We start from the raw sequence: 17,606 nt of genomic DNA, 5'->3' as shown, positions 1-17,606 counted from the left end.
TCCGCAAGGGCCGCTTGACAAACAGAGAGGCACCCCACATGAGACACGCTCTAAGTCGGCTCGGTGCCGGCGCGTAGATGGATGCTGGCGGCCAGCCTCCTCGCGGCCCTGTGCGGGGTTCTGCTGCTGCTCGCCCCGGGCGCCGGCATTGTGGGCATCGTGCCGGTCATCGCGTGGTACGCCGTCGTGGTCGGCGTCGTGCTGATCGTCGGAGCGGTGCGGATCCGGAGCTGACCAGACACCACTGCCCGGGCGCTCGTCCTCAGGTCGGCCGCCTCGGTGAAGTGGACGGCGTGGTCGGCAGTGGATGGTCGTACCGTTGGCCTTTTGGTGTCGGGGATGGTGTGGAGCTGGTGTTGCTGGTCGAGGACGAAACGCGACTGGCCGAGACGGTGCGCCGCGGCCTGACGGCCGATGGGTGCACCGTGCAGGTCGAACACGATGGCATCGCCGGGTTGGCGGCCGCGACAGAGGGCGGCTTCGATGTGGTGGTCCTCGACATCATGTTGCCCGGCAAACACGGGTACGACGTGGTGCGGGAGATGCGTCAGCAGCGGGTGTGGACGCCGGTGCTGATGCTCTCCGGCAAGGACGGCGAATACGACCTCGCCGATGCGTTCGACCTCGGTGCCGACGACTATCTGGTCAAACCGTTCTCGTTCGTGGTGCTGGTGGCCCGGTTGCGGGCGCTGGTGCGGCGCGGGGCTCCGCCGCGGCCGCCGGTCCTGCGCGCTGGGGGACTCTCGTTGGATCCGGCGATGCGGCGGGTCACCCGCGGGGAGACCCGCCTCCAGCTCACGCCCCGCGAGTACAGCGTGCTCGAATACCTGATGCGCCACGCCGGTGCGGTCGTCACCAAACACGATATTCTGCAATCTGTTTGGGGTGTCAATTACGAGGGCGACGACAACATCGTGGAGGTCTACATCGGGTATCTTCGGCGCAAGATCGACGCCCAATCGGTACGACGAGCATCGACACCGTCCGGGCGCCTATTGCCTCATGTCAAGATGCGCGCGAAGTCTGATTCGTTGACTCATTCGAGAGTGCGCGCGTGGAGGGGCGGCCTTTGGCCGGCCCGGCCTTGTTGGTGGCGATCGTGAGCAGTTCGGTGGTCAGCGCCTGGATCTGCCGTTGGACGGCGGCGGGGTTGATGCCGGTGTAGGTGTCGGCAAGGATCTCCTTGTCGTGTTTCCCGACCGCTTTGTGGTGTTCGGCGCGGCGGTGTGGGGTGGTGGCCGTGTCGTACTTCTTGGCGACCTTCGCGCCGGTGCGGACCTTCGAGACGAGTTTCTGTTGCGGGCAGAAGTAGTTCGCCAGCTGCGACTGCAGCACCCAGATCTTGTTGAGCAGCAACAGTTCTGCTTCGGTGTCATAGCGGTGGTAGCCGACGACGGTGCGCACGATCGCCCAGTTCTTCTGCTCCACGTGGCAGCCGTCGTTGGAGTTGCCGGGCCGCGACCGAGTGAAGGTGATCTTGCGCTTCTCGCACCACGCCAGCAGGTGATGATTGATGAACTCCGAACCGTTGTCGCTGTCCACGCCGAGTATCGGGAACGGCGTGATCTTCGCGATCTCGTCCAGCGCGGCGATCACCCATTTGCGGGCCTTGTTGCGCACGCTGCGGTTCTCGGTCCACCCGGTGGCGATGTCGGTCACCGTCAGCGTGTAGGCGTGCTCACCTGCAGCGTTGCCGCAGTCGTGGCCGACCAGGTCGACCTCGACGAACCCCGGTTTCGCGTCGTCCCAGTCCGCCCAGGTGCGGATCGGGATCTGCGACTCGAGCAGCGACCCCGGCTTGGTGTGGCTGCGGCCCCTCAGCTCGTGCTTCTTCCGTTCGGGGGCCAGGCGCCTGTCGATGGTGGCCGCCGACATCGACACCAGCAACGCGGCGGTGCCGTCGTCGATGTCGAGTTCATCGAAGCGGCGCAGAACTCCCACCAGCTCGGGCAGGATCGGGGCCAGCCGCTTCCCGGCGGGCATACCCAGCACCGCCCAGCAGAAGATCAGCGCCGCCACCACTTTCGGCCCGTACTTTGGCGGCCGCGGGACGCGGGGCCTGACGATCCGCGGTGTGCACGCCTGGGCGAGTGCCTTACGGGCATGATTGCGATGCCACCCGGTCGTGGCGCACAGCTCGTCGAGGATCCGGCCCTTCCCGGACTTGTCGGCCCGCCGATACCGCGTCGCGACCGTCTTCGTCACAGCCTTGCGTTGACTCATCGTCAGTCCCATCTTCCGGGCCTATCCGACAACCCATCCTCGGGCCGGGTAGGCGCGCCGTACGCGCGCATTCCTCGATGAGGCAACGAATAGGGTTATGCGCGCATTTTTCGTGAGTCAACGCGCGGCGTGGGTTACTCGATGCCCTCGGAGATATAGGGGTCGTCGCCGAGCGGGAGCGTGACCACGAACTGCGCACCCCCACCCTCCCGGTCGAGGATGTCGATCGACCCGTGGTGTGCGGCGACGATCTCGGCGGCGATGGCGAGTCCGAGTCCGGAACCACCGGATTCGCGGGTTCGGGGAGTGTCGAGGCGCACGAATCGCTCGAAGATCCGCGCCCGGTCCACCGGGGCGATGCCCGGTCCGTCGTCGGCCACCTCGATGACGGCGTTCCCCTCGCACCTGCGGCACGCAAGGGAAATTCGGGTGTGGGCGTGGTGGGCGGCGTTGTCGACGAGGTTGCGGACCAGTCGGGCCAGCTGCTGCGGATCCCCGGCCCGGACGGTACGAGATAGGTGATGTCGCTGCGGCGATCTCGTCGGTTCCCTCGATGAGTCGGGTGCACGGAACCGCGTACGTCCTCAGCTGATGAGCGCGTAGGCGCCGGCGACCGTATAGAGAGCCGCCGCGCCTCCCACGAGTACCGCACCCGTGGCGCTGACGCCTTTCCGACTGCCCATTGCTACCGATACCGCATCCACCGAGTCGACTATCACCCCCACGGCCAATCCGAGCCGGCGTCCGGTGGGGTCCGGTTGCAGGGCCGCAGCGGCCACTGCGACCTCGCGGATGGCGAACAGCCGTGCCACGGTGTCGCCGTCGGCGCCGGCACTGACCCCGAGACAGCGATACACCAGCCGGGGCCGCACCAGGGCTGCCACGCCCACTGTCGCCCGGGTGACGCCGAGGAACCGAATCAGCCGGGCTCGGGTTGCGGTCATGATGTCCTCGCTTCGTGTCGCTAACTGGATGTGCCGCCCAGGGTTCGTTCTGTCCCAGGCTGTTCACGCGAGAGGTGGAAGGAGTTTGGTGAGGTGGTCGTTCACCCGGGTCAGCCGCGCGGTGAGCACCTCATGGTGGTCCGGGTGGGCCCGATGCTGCACGCGTTCGAGCAGTAGCTGGAGGCGGATCAGGACACTCGGTGTGGTCGCCGCGGCGGTGATGAGATCGTCGAGGCTGGTCCGAACGAACTCGTCCCAGGTCGGTCGTACGATCACCAGGCGCAGAGCGTTGTGGTCGTCGGTGACGCGGCGGGGTTCGGTCGGTGCTGCGGCGGCCCGGCCGAGCAGGTCCTCGATGTAGTCCAGGGCCTGGACGGTGGTTGCCGGGTCATTGGGCCGCAGGGCGCGTAGCGCGATGTCGGTCAGCAGCCGGAAGGCGAACAGCGGGTCTTGTTCGAACGTCCGCTCGCTGCCGACGACCAGCCCGCCGAGGACTACCGAGGCGGGGAGCTGTCCGTGGATGTCGGCCACGGGCACGCCGCACTGCAGGGTGATGCCAGGGGCTGCGCGCAGGACGATGACCGCATTCGCGGCCTGCGCGGCGCAGACGAGGCGGTCGACCTGGATTCTTTGCAGCACGGTCGTGGGATTCGGCCAGGTAACCGTCGTGCAAGGCGCGGGCAGGGGCGCCGCGGGTGACGCCGTGGTGCCGGCGTCGTCCGGGTACGCGGCGTCGAGGAGGTTGCGGCCGCGGGCGGCGATGGAACTCAGGACGGGCGAGAGTTGAATGGAGGTTGCCACTGTCACTTGGAGTGTCCGGAGCAGGCCCGCCATCAGAACCAGCAAGACGATGGCGGTAATCAGGACGGCCATCGATACCCGGGCGCGGGGGCCGATGGTGAAGGCCGCCGAGATGCAGAAGACGGTCACACCGAGGGCGAACGCGAAGGTCTGCCGCAAGATCGGGGTGTCGCGGAATTGGGTCAGGCGCGGGCTGTAGTTCGAGGCCGCCCACCGTCCGACCAGGATCCCCAGCGAAAAGATGACGGCGACCAGGCCGAGCACGCCGAGTCCGATCGTGGTCAGGACGCCGATCACCTGTTGGGCCGGCAGGTCGGGTCCACGCCGAATTCTCGGCACGGTCAGTCCCAGACCCAGCCCGGCGAGGATGTACAGCACCGCGAGTTCGGCGTTCAGGATTCGTCGATGACGGTAGGCACCGGCGGTGGCGGCTTTGCTCATGACCTGCCCTCCTAGGGCGGGGACCCCGACCTGACCAGCCGCCTCTGCATCGGTGTGCCCCTCCTGTTCCACCAAAGCACTCCGAGCCCGCTGTCGGCCAGAGCAGCGGTGGTGAACCGTCTCTCGCCGCGGCGCCGAAGGACAGATCGTCGAGGGTCGGCAATGAGGGTTCGATGCCTGCACACGGTCGGTGCGGGGGTGCGAGACTCGGGGCAGTTCGGGCCTCACTCGTGCGGGTCGGGGTCCTGTCGCGTCGACTGGCGTGTGGCCTGCGCGAGGACCTGGGGTCCGGTGACGAATGCCTTCTTCCAAGGTGCTACTCCGTCGATCTCGATTTCGATGGACAGGCTCAGCACGGTCCGGATCAGCACGATCACCCCCAGGACGGCCGCGTCCGTGAGGGAGGGCGCGGACGTGACGGTCTTGACGATGTCCGCCGCGACCAGTAACTCCAGACCGAGCAGGATCGCCCCTCCGAGTGATTGACGCAGGGTGGTGAACGCCCGACCACCATCAGCGGTTCGCCTCCATGTCCACGCCGCGAGGACGAACGCGAAGAGGAACCCGACAACCATCGACAGAACACCCAACACCTCGAACGATTCCGTCGCCAGCTCGAAGAATCTGACAGTGTTCATGTCGGTCCATTTCCTGTGAGTTCGTTTCTGGGACGGCTTTTCCGATTCAGGGGCGCGACCCGATGTGGTGCAAACCCACCTACCAAGGCGGTCCTGGATGTGCTCGTCCGAGACCGGTCCTGGCGGCGGTGACGAGGAGTTTCACCACGGCCCCGAGGAGGATCAGGTCGAGGAGCATCTGCGCGCTGACCAGGATGCGGGCGGTGTCGGTTCTGGGGACGATGTCGCCGAACCCGACCGTCGAGAAGATGGAGATGGTGAAGTACAGGGCCCGGGTGTGGTCGAGGTGCTGGTTGAACGAGGCCGGACTGGTGTGGGACAGCGCCAGATAGGTGGTGGCGAAGGGGAGCAGGAACAGCGCGATGATCGCGCCGAGGGCTTCGATCGCACGCAGCTGGGGCAGCGGGGCGCGCAGGATCCGGCGGATCTGCCACACCAGAACTCCGGCGAAGAGCGCACCTCCGACCACCACCCGGGCGCCGGCGCCCTCTTCGAGGTAGTTCCTCGCCGGCACCAGGTAGTAGACGGCGCCGAGCAGCGCCCAGGTCGCCGCAACCGCCAGGACGGCACGCAGGACGGCCCACCGTCGGCGGCGGTGATCCAGGTCTGCCAGACGACGCGCCGTCCCCACCGGTGTCAGTCCGGACGAGCTGGTTGCCGGTGATCGGTGGCGAGGATGTACACACTGACTACCAGCACCCACGCCGGGAAGACCAGCGCCACCCAGAAGCTGAAGCTGACGACCACCAAGAGCACCACGGCGAGCAGATACGTCCCGATCACCAGCGGCTTCGGCATCAGCCTGGTCCGCAGCCACATCGTGGCCAGGGAGATCATGAACACCGCGGCCATGCGCACGGAGTAGACGTTGTTGATGTGCAGCATCACCTCCCGCCCGAAGAAGACGATGTCGGTCTCGACGACATCCGACGAGTGGCGGGAGACGGCGAGCAGTGCGCCCGCGAGCGCCATCGACACGAAGGTCATGGCGAGGAACAGCAGTCCGCTGCCCAGGAAGACGGTCGAGAAGAAGCGGTCCTCGAGGTCGCCGAACCGGTCGCGGAGCACCCCGATGAACCACAAGAAGGCGATGCCCGCGATCGGGGCGAGGAACAGGGCGGTGGTGATCTTCGAACCGCCGCGCACCCACGGCGCCCCCGGCGTGGTCGGCATCGCCGTGACCAGTAGGACAATGCTGGTGGCGAAGAGCGCACCGAAGATGATGCCCGCGATCGCCGCGGACCGCGGCGTCCGCAGGTGGTGGAACTGGGCCTCGCTGCGCGGATGGGCCATGGGTTCCATCATGACCGAACTCGGGTGTGGGAAGCCAGCGGGCCACCGAACCCCGGCCGTGGCCGCGGTGCGCTTTGCTGCACTGTGCGCGAATAAGTCCCGCGCGGCTTGTGCTGGTGGTGCGAAGACGCCCTGACACCACACCGACCACGCTGAAAGGTGGGGTTCCCGCATGCCGAGAAGTGCGCAAGCGGGCCGTCGACCGGAGGAGCACCACCATGGCCAGCAACCTTAAGGGCAAGATCGCGGTCGACATTCGAGACTCGGTGGCGGACTGGTCGCCGTACCTGCCCGCCCAGGCCCCCGAGGGCGCCCCGAACGTGTTGATCATTGCGTGGGACGACGTGGGCTACGGCAGCATGGACGTCTTCGGCGGTCCCATCGAGACCCCCACCATGCGGCGCATCGCCGACGCGGGTGTGCGCTACTCCAACTTTCACACCACGGCGCTGTGTTCGCCCACCCGTGCGTCGCTGCTGACCGGCCGCAACGCCACCTCCAACGGGATGGCCACGGTCGCCGAACTCAGCTCCGGGTTCCCCGGCATCTCGACCCACATCCCGTTCGAGAACGGATTCATCTCCGAGGTACTGGCCGAACGCGGCTGGAACACCTACTGCGTCGGCAAATGGCATCTGACCCCGAGCGAGGAATGCAACATGTCGGCGGTCAAGAGCCGGTGGCCGCTCGGCCGCGGCTTCGAACGCTTCTACGGCTTCCTCGGCGGCGAGTCCAACAGCTGGTACCCCGACCTCGTCTACGACAACCACCCGATCGAGGCACCCGCAACCCCCGAGGACGGCTACCACCTCTCAAAGGACCTGTCCGACAAGTCGATCGAGTTCATCCGCGACGCCAAGGCCGTCAACCCCGACAAACCTTTCTTCATGTACCTGGCCCCACAGGCCGGGCACGCCCCGCACCACGTCCCCTCCGAATGGGCCGACAAATACAAGGGCAAATTCGACCAGGGCTACGAGGCCATCCGCGCCGAGATCCTGGCCCGCCAAAAAGAACTGGGCTTGTTACCGGCGGACACCGAGCTCTCGCCGATCAATCCTCACGGCGAGCCGAACACCACAGGCCCGGACGGTCAGCTCTGGCCGATGCTCGACACCGTCCGCCCGTGGGACTCGCTCACCGCCGACGAACAGCGCCTGTTCATCCGGATGGCCGAGGTGTTTGCCGGATTCATCTCCTACGCCGACGATCAGCTCGGCCGAGTGATCGACTTCCTCGCCGACTCGGGCGAACTGGACAACACCCTGCTCGTGGTGATCTCCGACAACGGCGCAAGCGGCGAGGGCGGCCCGAACGGGTCGTTCAACGAATGGCGGTTCTTCAACGGCGTCGCCGACACCACCGAGGTGACACTGCCGCACCTGCACGAACTCGGTGGTCCCGCCTCGTACAACCACTACAACACCGGATGGGCCTGGGCGTTCGACACCCCGTTCCCGTACTGGAAGCGGTGGGCCGGCTACGAGGGCGGCATCGCCGACATGTGCATGATCTCCTGGCCGGCGAAGCTGGCGCCCCGCCCCGAACCGCTGCACCAGTACATTCACGCGGTCGACGTCGTGCCCACCATCTACGAACTCCTCGACATCGACCCGCCCGCGGTGCTCAAGGGCTACACGCAGAGTCCGATCGAGGGTGAGAGCTTCGCCGCATCGTTGACCGACCCCACCGCCCCGGGGAAGGAGACGCAGTTCTACGCGATGCTCGGCCAGCGATCCCTGTACCACGAGGGGTGGCTCGCGTGTGCCCTGCACCCGCCGATCTCGGGCTGGGGCAACTTTCACCACGACGTCTGGGAGCTTTACAACCTCGACGAGGACCGAGCCCAGTCCCACAACCTCGCCGACACCGAACCGGACCGCCTCGCCGAGATGAAGGAACTCTGGTTCTACTACGCCGGCGTCTTCAAGGGCCTGCCCCTCGATGACCGCAACGCCCTCGAACAGGTCCTCTCGGACCGCCCGCACCCCGCCAAGCCCCGCGACCACTACGTCTACTACCCGAACTGCGCGGACGTCCCCGAAAGCGCGGGTGCCGCCATCACCGGCCGCTCCTTCACCATCGCGGCGGGAGTCCACGTCGACACCCCCGACGCGGAGGGCGTGCTCTACGCGCACGGCGGCGTCGCCGGCGGACACAGCCTCTACGTCAAGGATCACCGACTCCGCTACACCTTTAACTGGCTCGGCACCCGCATCGAGGACGTCGCCGCCGACCGCGACCTCACCCCGGGCGCCCACGTGTGCACCGCCGAATTCACCGTGAAAGGCAAGAACGAGGACCCGACCATGCCCGGATTCGCCGGCACCCTCGACCTCTACCTCGACGACCAACAGGTCGCCAGCAGCGAGATCGTCACCCAGCCCGGCGTGTTCTGCCTCGTCGGCGACGGTATCTGTGTGGGACGCGACAGCGCCTCCCCGGTCACCGCCGACTACACCGCACCGTTCCCGTTCACCGGCGGCACCATCGACAAGGTCGTCGTCGACGTCTCCGGCGAACGCTACGTCGACCACGAGGCACAGGTCCGGGGCTGGTTCATGATCGACTGACGGCGATCACGCGATTGTCGATCGATCAGCACCGGCCCGGCTGGCCGCCGCACCACTGGATCGGACTCCGGCCGTGTCCGCATACTGTTCTTGCGTCGTCCGTCGCCGCCCATCGTCGGCCGCGGCGGCGTGACACTCGATCCGAGACGTCGGTCGCTGCGGCCGCGTCAGATCACCACCACGACTGCGATGAGCGCGTGTAACGTCGCCGTGGCTATCGAGCCGAACGCCGGCCGCGCGAGGACCCCGGCCTCGAGCTTGCGGCCGACGCCTCGGTACCGGAAGGTGCCATAGGCGGACACCAGCAGCCCGGCGCCGAGAAGATCAGCCCGGCAGCGACCGCGTGGCAGCCTCGGTGTGGGCGGTCTCGTCCTCGTGGAGCACCTGTTCCGGGAATTCCCGTCGGCGCTCGACTGTCGGGGCTCTCATCGCCGGGTTCTTGTCCGGACTCGGAAGGACTGTGAAGGGCCAGAGACGGATTCCCGCGTGTCGCTAGCGTTGTTTCGTACCCGCTGGCGCCGTTGATGACCTTGTGCTCTACAACAGTCGCTCCAGCACATGAGACGCTCGAAGTTACCGGGATCGGCATCGCGCTCTCGGATTCACGATCCCGATGTCCCCTGCCACGTCGGTCGAAAGTTGACGCATGCAAGAGGCGTCAGATCATGTCCGCGGCGGCAGCACTGACTTCCTCTGTACTCGTCCGGAATTCTTCCGCACGTTCGAAATCAAGAGCCGTATCGAGGCGATGTTCGCCGACTGGGAGGAGCTGGAGAACCAGCAAAACCGATCACGTCAATCGCGCTCGGTGCGGGTGTCGTGCCGGTGCGCGATTGTCTTCATTCATCAACCACATCAAGGACCCTGAAAATGTCTACTCGAATTGCCGCCGCGCTCTCCGCGATTGCCATCACTCTGTCCCTCGGCGCCCTGACCGCGCCCACGGCTTCGGCCGCACAGGCAGTACCCGCCGCGACTCCCACCGCCGGGTCGGTGACGATCTGCTTCGGCGTGCCGCTGGGATCGGCCAGTCTCAACTGGTGCTTCTGACAAGGCAATACAGGTGAGATGAGGAGCCCCGCATGAGGCCCTCGTTCCGACTCGACTCGTTCGACCGTCTCGCAGCAGCTTCACGTGGCGGAGACCGGGACGCGATGAGCAGATTGCACGCTGCGATCCGGCCGATGGCCATCCGCCGCTGCCCAGCCGAACTCGACCCCGCGGTCGCGGATTCGGTCGCGGACGGTGCGTGCTCGTCGGTTCTGCACATGCTCGCCGATCGGCCTGCTGCCGGTGAGCCGTTCCTGCACCTTCTGAATACGATGACCAGTGGGATGATCACCCGAACCGTCGCTGCCTCCTGCGGCCGCCGTGCTCCACTTCCCGCGGGCGTCGAGGTGTTGTGTGCGCGCGAGCGGGATGTGCTGATCCTGCGGTTGATCGTCGGACTCGGCGCCGAAGACACTGCGACATCGCTCGGCCGGACACCGGGGGAGGTACTTCTCGACCAGCACCGGGCGCTGCGAACACTGCGCGGTGTCCTCGCCGACCGAGGGACCGTGCCGCTGTGACGACCGGACATCGGGACGTGCGACCGAGCGCCGCCAGCTCGAGGCCGGGGTCTTCGCACCCGCGGCGTTCGGCTCGATAGCCACGACGGGTGTCGTGACGTTACTCGCGCTCATCGCCGTGCTGGTCCTGATCTGACGGCCCGTAGGAGACCGATTCTTGGGAAATCCACGGCCAGACTGGCCTGAGATAGAAGACCGTGCAGGATTGGTTCACATAACGCGAGGACATCATGAGCGCTCCGACCCGGCTTCGGCTGGTTCGCGGACTTGGCGTCACCAGCGCCGTACTTGGCGCGCGTCCTCGTCTGGGTACGAATCGCACATTCTGGAATGGCCATTGCTGGTGCGTCCGCCTCTCGCCCGATGCGGGGGGACCCAACTGGACCCAACGGAACCTTTCCACTAAGTCCGCCGTCCCTGGAAGTCGAGGCCAGCCGTCCACAACAAGGTTGACGTCCGGGCGTCTCTCCGACGAGGGAAAGGCGATCCAAGTCGATCAAAGGCCGTCCCGGGGTCGAGGCTGCGCGTTAGGCTCAACTATCAGAGGATTCCCTCTATGGATGGTTATGGCGAATCGACCCGTGCGAACGGAAGGGCGATGCCGACAAGTCGACGCTGATCGACCTCGCCCCCAGGCGAAACCCTCCCGGTGTTCGGGAGGGCGATGATGGTCGCGATGGACTCGTTTCGGGTTTCGTCTGCCCAGGAGGCGCTCTGGCTGGCGCAGAAGTTGGCGCCTGGCCTGTCGAACAATATTGCGGCTTATCTCGACATTTCCGGCGACATCGACCCTTCGGTGATGGACGCCGCGCTGCGGCGAGTGGCGGACGAGGCTCGCTCGGTACTGGTGAATTTCGTCGAGGACGAGGATGGCCCCCGCCAGGTCGTGCGGGACGCGAACTCGTGGAAGCCGTTCTTCATCGATGTCAGTGCTGAGGAAGACCCCGAATCAGCAGCGAGCGCGTCGATGGCCGAGGTCGGCGCCGTGCCCTTCGATCTGGAACGGGATGCGCTGTATCGAGCAGGCTTGATCAAGGTTCACAGCGCGCGATTCTTCCTGTGCGCCGTGTGCCACCACATCGTGATGGACGGGTTCGGCGTCGCCATTCTTGCGCTTCGAATAGGTGAAATCTACACAGCGCTGAAGACCGGCAGACCGATTCCTGAATCCGGATTCGGTGGACCGGAGTTGATCGTCGACGAAGATGCCCGCTACCGGCGGTCCGACCGATTCACCCGCGACAAGGAGTTCTGGCGGAACTACACCGCCGCCTTGCCCGAACCACTTCGACTGCCGCGGCATCCGAGTTCGCCGGTTCCCGTGACTTTGCATCACAGCCTGACGGTGTCGGACGACGAGACCGCGCAGTTGCTGACGGCGGCAGAGTCGATCGGGATTCCGATGCCGGGTTTCCTGGCGGCAGCGGTAGCCGGACTCTTCCATCGCCTCTCGGGGATGTCGGAGTTCATGATGCGATTGGCCGTCGCCAATCGGGTCGGGGCCGCACGACGCACACCCGGGTTGGTGTCGAATGCGGTGCCCTTCCGGGTGGAGATCCCACCGCGGGCGCTTTTCGCCGCCGTCGCACACGACGTGGGTACCGAGATTCGTGCCATCTTGCGTCATTCCCGTTATCAGGGCTCCGATGTCAGGAGAGACAGAGGACTGTCCGGATCCGTGGAGAATCGTTTCGGTCCGATTCTGAATATCATTCCGTTCTTCGATTCGATCGATTTTGCAGGCAATCCGGCATCCATGCGCGGCGTGTCGTTCGGCCCCGTGGACGACCTCTCGATTTCGATCTACTACGGCGGTCGGGGCAGTGCCGGAATGAATGTCGAGATCGACGCGAACGGCGCGCTGTACAGCGGTGAAGATGTGCGGCTTTATGCAGATCTGCTGATGGCGTTCGTCCGTGCGGTCGTCGCCGACCCGGAAGGCCGGATAGAGGAACATGACTTCCTCCGACCCGCCGAACGCGAACTGGTTCTGCGTACCTGGAACGACACGACGGTACCGGTACCCCGGGCCACGATTCCCGACCTGGTCGAACAGCGGGCCGCCGCGACACCCGACGCGGTGGCACTCACTCTCGGCGATCGGCACTGGACATATCGAGACGTCAATGGTCGAGCGAATCGGTTGGCGCGGTACCTCATCGCTCGCGGTGTGGGCCCGGAATCCCTCGTAGCAGTCGCGATGCAACGGTCCTCCGAGTTGATCGTCGCGCTACTCGCTACTCTCAAGGCCGGCGGCGGATATCTCCCGATCGATCCGAACTATCCCAGCGCGCGAACCGCTTTCATTCTCACCGATGCCGCACCGCTCCTGCTCTTGACCGACACCGCGACCGTGGAATCGTTGCCGGACAACGACATTCCCTGTCTCGTGTTGGACCTGGACGACGCCGACACCGACGGCATATCAGTGGTGATCAACCCCGCCGACGATGACCGGATCGCCCCGCTGAGACCGGGCAATACCGCGTACGTCATGTATACGTCCGGTTCGACCGGCACCCCGAAAGGGGTCGTCATCAGCCACCGCAACGTGGTGTCGTTGTTCGCCGGAACCGATCGGTGGTGCGGTTTCGGAGGCGGGGACGTGTGGGCGTGGTGTCATTCGCAGGCCTTCGACTTCTCGGTGTGGGAGTTGTGGGGGGCATTGACGCACGGCGGGCGGGCCGTGATCGTGCCCTGGGAAGTGGTGCGCTCGCCCGCCGAGTTGTGGAATCTGGTGCGGCGGGAGCAGGTGACGATCCTCAATCAGACCCCCTCCGCGTTCTACGAGTTCGCAGATGCCGAACGCGAGGACCATTCCCCGGGGCCTGATTCGGTACTGCGAATGGTGGTGTTCGGCGGGGAGGCATTGGACCCGGGCCGGCTACGCGGCTGGTTCCCGGGCGAACGTCCGAACAGTCCGATTCTGGTGAACATGTATGGCATCACCGAAACCACGGTGCACGTGAGCTACCTGGAGTTGACCGCACGCGCCGGGCACGGGGGTCGAAGTCCGATCGGGATTCCTATCGGTAACACGCGGGTCTTCGTGTTGGGGTCGGCATTGGTGCCGGTGCCGATCGGTGCTGCGGGAGAGTTGTATGTCGCCGGGTTCGGGGTGGGCCGAGGATATGTGAGTAGGGCCGGGTTGACGGCGGAACGGTTCGTAGCGTGCCCGTTCGGAGAACCCGGTTCGCGAATGTATCGCTCCGGCGACGTGGTGCGGTGGACGTCCGACGGCATGCTCGATTTCGTCGGACGCGTGGACGAGCAGGTGAAGGTTCGGGGATTCCGGGTCGAGCCGGGGGAGGTCGAGACGGCACTGATGTCACATCCTGCGGTGACACAGGCGGCGGTGATCGCCCGCGAACCCCCTTCCGGCGCCGATCGTGCGGACGGGGACACCGGAACCGACACGCAGCTGGTGGGGTATGTGGTGCTCGACAGGGGCGTCTCGCTCGTCCGTGACAGAGCACGGGAGGCCGAGCTGGTGTCGCAGTGGCGGCGGGTATACGACGACCTGTATGCCGGGGACGCGTCCCATGCCGGTGAGCAGCTGGACTCGACCGCGTTCGGAGAGGATTTCGGGGGGTGGAACAGTAGCTATACCGGGAAGCCCATCGCCCTCGAGCACATGCGGGAATGGCGCGCGGCGACCGTGGCTCGGATTCGCGAGCTCGGGCCGGCTCGGGTGCTGGAGATCGGGGTCGGAACAGGACTGTTGCTCTCACAGTTGGCGCCGCACTGCGAAGAGTATTGGGGCACGGACTTTTCCGCTCCCACGATCGACGCCTTGCGATCGCGGTTGGCGGAGCGGCAGGACCCATGGGTCGAGCGCGTGCACCTGCGGGTCCAGGCCGCCGACGACCTCGGGGGTGTGCCGCACGGTGTTTTCGACACCGTGGTGTTGAACTCGGTCGTGCAGTACTTCCCGAACGCGGGGTACCTGATCGACGTGATCGGCACGGCACTGCGATTGCTGCGCCCCGGGGGCGCGCTGTTCCTCGGCGACGTGCGAAATCTCGCGTTGCTCCGGGAATTCGCGACAGGCGTGCAGATCGCCCACGCGGATGCCGACACGACTGCCGTGGTGATTCGCGATCGGGTGCGCCGGGGCATTGCCGCCGAGCAGGAGTTGCTGCTCGCGCCCGAGTTCTTCACAGCATTGCCGACGCTGATCCCCGACATCGGCGGAGTCGACATTCAACTCGAGCGCCTCCGCGCAGTCAACGAATTAAGCTGTTACAGATACGAAGTCGTTCTACGTAAGAGGCCCGCGAAGACCCGGTCGCTGGCTGATGTGCCGTCGACGGCGTGGCAACGATTCGGCGATCCCACCGCGCTGCGGCAGTTCCTGACGGGCCGGCGTCCGGACCGTGTGCGGGTGATCGGTGTGCCGCACGCGGGGTTGGCGCCCGATGTCGATGCCACACACGCGCTCGACGACGCCGCTGACCGCGACCACGTCCCCACCCGGCGTGACGCGGACAGTCGAACGGACGCCATGTTGCCGCAGGACTGTCACGACATCGGTGAGGAGCTGGGGTTCGCGGTGTCGGTGACCTGGTCACCGACACCGGGCCTGATGGACGTGATATTCACCGACATCACCACCCGGCCGCACGAGAATACGCAGGCATCGGTCGCGGTATCCGATGTCTACCTGCCCGACGGTCCACTCGGCGACATGACCGAGTACGTCAACGACCCCGGTGCAAGCAGGCTGTCGTCCGAGGTTCGACGCTTCGTGGCCGGACGACTGCCGGAGTTCATGGTGCCCGCGGCGGTGGTGGTGCTGGATCGGTTGCCGTTGACCGTGAACGGCAAGCTCGATCGGAAAGCGTTGCCGGCACCGGAATTCATCGGGGGCGTGTTTCGGGCCCCGCGGTCACCGGTGGAGGAGACTCTCGCGTCGCTCTACGGTGACGTGCTCGGTCTTCCGCGGGTGGGGATCGACGACAGTTTCTTCGACCTGGGCGGGCATTCTCTGTCCGCGACGCGGTTGGTGGGGTTGATCCGCAACGCGCTGGGCGTGGAGGTGCCGATCCGGGTGGTGTTCGAATCCCCGTCGGTGGCGGAGTTGGCACCCCGGCTGGGCGAGGCCGCGGTGGCGCGGGTGCCGTTGCTCCCGTGGGCGCGGCCCCATCGGGTGCCGTTGTCGTTTGCGCAGGCCCGGTTGTGGTTCCTGTATCGGTTCGAGGGACCGTCGGCGACGTACAACATTCCGGTGGCAGTGCGGTTGACCGGCGCCCTCGACATCGAGGCGGTGGTCGCGGCGGTCGGGGATGTGGTGGCTCGGCACGAGAGCCTGCGGACGGTGTTCGGGGAGGACGAAGGGGTGCCGTTCCAGCGGATCCTGCCCGCGGAGGAAGTCCCGATTCCGGTGCACGCGGAGAAGATCGATCAGGCGCGGTCGAGGCAGGCCGTTGCGGAGGCGGCGGGATATCGGTTCGATTTGTCCGGCGAGATTCCCATCCGAGCATCACTGTTGGAATGTGGTTCCCGAGAGCACATCCTGGTATTGGTGCTGCACCATATCGCGGGGGACGGGGGTTCGTTGGCGCCGTTGGCCCGCGACATCGCGGTCGCATATGCGGCGCGGACCGACGGCGAGATGCCGGGGTGGGTGCCGTTGCCGGTGCAGTACGCCGATTACACCTTGTGGCAGCGGGAGCTTCTGGGCAGTGCGGATGATCCGGGGAGTGTGCTTGCCGCACAGGTCGAGTATTGGCGGGCCGAGTTGGCGGGGCTGCCCGAGTGTATCGAGTTGCCGACTGATCGTCGACGTCCGGCCGAATCGAGTTACCGGGGTGGCACGGTGGAGTTCGTGATCGCACCGGAACGTGCTTCGGCAGTCACGGAACTTGCCCGCAGAGGTGGGGCAACACCCTCGATGGTGCTGCAATCTGTGCTCGGCGTGCTGCTCCACCGGCTTGGCGCGGGGGAGGACGTTGCGATCGGGGGACCGATTGCGGGCCGTACCGACGAAGCGTTGACCGAGTTGGTGGGGTTCTTCGTCAATACCTGGGTGCTGCGGGTGGATCTGTCGGGGAACCCGCGGTTCGATCAGGTGCTCGACCGGGTGCGGGGTAAGGCGTTGGCGGCGTACGAGAATCAGGATGCGCCGTTCGAGCGGTTGGTGGAGTTGCTGAATCCGGCCCGGTCGACGGCGTATCATCCGTTGTTCCAGGTGTCGTTCGCCATGCAGAACAACGCTTTTCCCGAGGTCGAGTTCCCCGGATTGGAATGGACCACACTTCCGGCGCCGACCGGGACGTCGCGTTTCGACCTGTCCTTCACCCTCACCCCCGATGGTCACCAGGGTCTGGCCGGGGTCGTCGAGTACGCGAGTGACCTGTTCGACCGCGGGACGGTGGAGGGTATCGCGGCCCGGTATGTGCGGTTGTCGGAGTTGATCGTGGCGGATCCCCGCGGGCGGATCGAGGGGTACGAGATCCTCGAGCCCGACGAGCGTGAGCTGGTACTGCGAACCTGGAACGACACGCGCACGCCGGTACCGGACTCGACGATTTCCGGCCTGTTCGAGGCCCAGGTCGCCGCGACTCCGACTGCGGTGGCGGTCACGTTCGGTGACGAGAACTGGACCTACCGGGAGTTGAGCAGTCGAGCGAATCGGCTGGCACACCGCCTGATCGGTGCGGGTGTCGGCCCGGAAGTGCTGGTGGCGGTCGCATTGGAGCGGTCACCCGAGTTGGTCGTCGCGTTGTTGGCCGTCCTCGAGGCCGGGGGCGGGTATCTGCCGATCGACCCCCGCTACCCGAGTGCGCGGACCGGGTTCATTCTTACCGACGCCGCTCCGATCCTGATCCTGACCGACACCACCACCTCGAGCATGCTGCCCGACAACGGCATCCCCACACTACTGCTCGACGCGTACTCGGACGAGGTCGACCAACGGGAGGACATCCCCGGAGACAACGACCGCGCCACACCACTTCGGCCGGACAACACCGCGTACGTGATGTACACCTCCGGATCGACCGGCACCCCCAAAGGGGTCACGGTCGACCACCACAACGTCGTCAACTGCATGGTGCAGGTGGCCTCGGGGTCTGTCAAGTTAACGGTGTAACTGTTTGAACTGTGACTACTTTCGTCCGG

Annotated in this window: 12 protein-coding genes and 2 pseudogenes; 7 read left to right on the top strand and 7 right to left on the bottom strand. The window is 66.0% G+C overall.

Features of this window, described 5'->3' with window-relative positions:
• Positions 1-63 precede the first annotated feature (63 nt).
• Together QM806_RS40000 and QM806_RS39995 are read left to right on the top strand one after the other, a co-directional pair.
• Entirely contained in the window at positions 64-234 is a 171-nt protein-coding gene (locus QM806_RS40000; protein ID WP_155756102.1) for a DUF308 domain-containing protein, read from the top strand.
• Between the two features lie 110 nt (positions 235-344).
• Positions 345-1,027: pseudogene (locus QM806_RS39995) on the top strand (response regulator transcription factor).
• On the opposite strand, the gene QM806_RS39990 reads toward QM806_RS39995, so the two are convergent.
• The 7 genes and pseudogenes from QM806_RS39990 to QM806_RS39960 form a co-directional block, all read right to left on the bottom strand.
• Positions 1,006-2,235, bottom strand: a complete 1,230-nt coding sequence (locus QM806_RS39990; RefSeq protein ID WP_283294979.1) for an integrase catalytic domain-containing protein — start codon at positions 2,233-2,235, stop codon at positions 1,006-1,008. The pseudogene QM806_RS39995 and the gene QM806_RS39990 sit on opposite strands and share 22 nt — an antisense overlap.
• A 122-nt stretch (positions 2,236-2,357) precedes the next feature.
• Positions 2,358-2,723 (bottom strand): annotated as a pseudogene (locus QM806_RS39985) (sensor histidine kinase); the annotation flags it as partial.
• Positions 2,724-2,807: 84 nt separating this feature from the next.
• Positions 2,808-3,167 carry a hypothetical protein gene (locus QM806_RS39980; protein ID WP_054248419.1) on the bottom strand — a complete coding sequence of 120 codons (360 nt, stop codon included), beginning with the start codon at positions 3,165-3,167 and terminating at the stop codon, positions 2,808-2,810.
• 63 nt (positions 3,168-3,230) lie between these two features.
• Positions 3,231-4,409: a DUF2254 family protein gene (locus QM806_RS39975; RefSeq protein WP_169695706.1), complete on the bottom strand. Its 1,179-nt coding sequence runs from the start codon at positions 4,407-4,409 to the stop codon at positions 3,231-3,233.
• A 224-nt stretch (positions 4,410-4,633) separates the two neighbouring features.
• Positions 4,634-5,047 carry a DUF1622 domain-containing protein gene (locus QM806_RS39970; protein ID WP_005562169.1) on the bottom strand — a complete coding sequence of 138 codons (414 nt, stop codon included), beginning with the start codon at positions 5,045-5,047 and terminating at the stop codon, positions 4,634-4,636.
• A gap of 79 nt (positions 5,048-5,126) precedes the next feature.
• A complete protein-coding gene (locus QM806_RS39965) occupies positions 5,127-5,678 on the bottom strand; it encodes a potassium channel family protein (protein WP_283294978.1) in 552 nt (183 codons plus the stop codon).
• 5 nt (positions 5,679-5,683) lie between these two features.
• Complete coding sequence (locus QM806_RS39960) at positions 5,684-6,340, bottom strand: hypothetical protein (protein WP_043787570.1); 657 nt, start codon at positions 6,338-6,340, stop codon at positions 5,684-5,686.
• 218 nt (positions 6,341-6,558) lie between these two features.
• On the opposite strand from QM806_RS39960, the gene QM806_RS39955 reads away from it, so the two are divergent.
• The 5 genes from QM806_RS39955 to QM806_RS39935 all read left to right on the top strand — a co-directional run bounded on the left by QM806_RS39955 (position 6,559) and on the right by QM806_RS39935 (position 17,577).
• The gene (locus tag QM806_RS39955; protein ID WP_054248422.1) at positions 6,559-8,913 is read left to right on the top strand and encodes an arylsulfatase; all 2,355 of its coding nucleotides are present in this window, start codon (positions 6,559-6,561) and stop codon (positions 8,911-8,913) included.
• A 646-nt stretch (positions 8,914-9,559) separates the two neighbouring features.
• A complete protein-coding gene (locus tag QM806_RS39950; RefSeq protein WP_164709623.1) occupies positions 9,560-9,781 on the top strand; it encodes a hypothetical protein in 222 nt (73 codons plus the stop codon).
• Between the two features lie 2 nt (positions 9,782-9,783).
• The gene (locus QM806_RS39945; protein WP_164709622.1) at positions 9,784-9,963 is read left to right on the top strand and encodes a hypothetical protein; all 180 of its coding nucleotides are present in this window, start codon (positions 9,784-9,786) and stop codon (positions 9,961-9,963) included.
• A 32-nt stretch (positions 9,964-9,995) separates the two neighbouring features.
• On the top strand, positions 9,996-10,484 hold the full coding sequence (locus QM806_RS39940; RefSeq protein ID WP_054248416.1) for a hypothetical protein: 489 nt from the start codon (positions 9,996-9,998) through the stop codon (positions 10,482-10,484).
• A 676-nt stretch (positions 10,485-11,160) separates the two neighbouring features.
• Positions 11,161-17,577 (top strand): non-ribosomal peptide synthetase, encoded by a 6,417-nt coding sequence (locus QM806_RS39935; RefSeq protein WP_283294977.1) that lies wholly within the window; start codon positions 11,161-11,163, stop codon positions 17,575-17,577.
• Positions 17,578-17,606 lie beyond the last annotated feature (29 nt).

It is taken from the genome of Rhodococcus sp. IEGM 1351 (assembly GCF_030056875.1).
Classification (GTDB): Bacteria; Actinomycetota; Actinomycetes; order Mycobacteriales; family Mycobacteriaceae; genus Rhodococcus_F; species Rhodococcus_F opacus.
The sequence above is the reverse complement of the archived record's forward strand: the minus strand, read 5'-3'. Positions and strand labels throughout refer to the sequence as shown.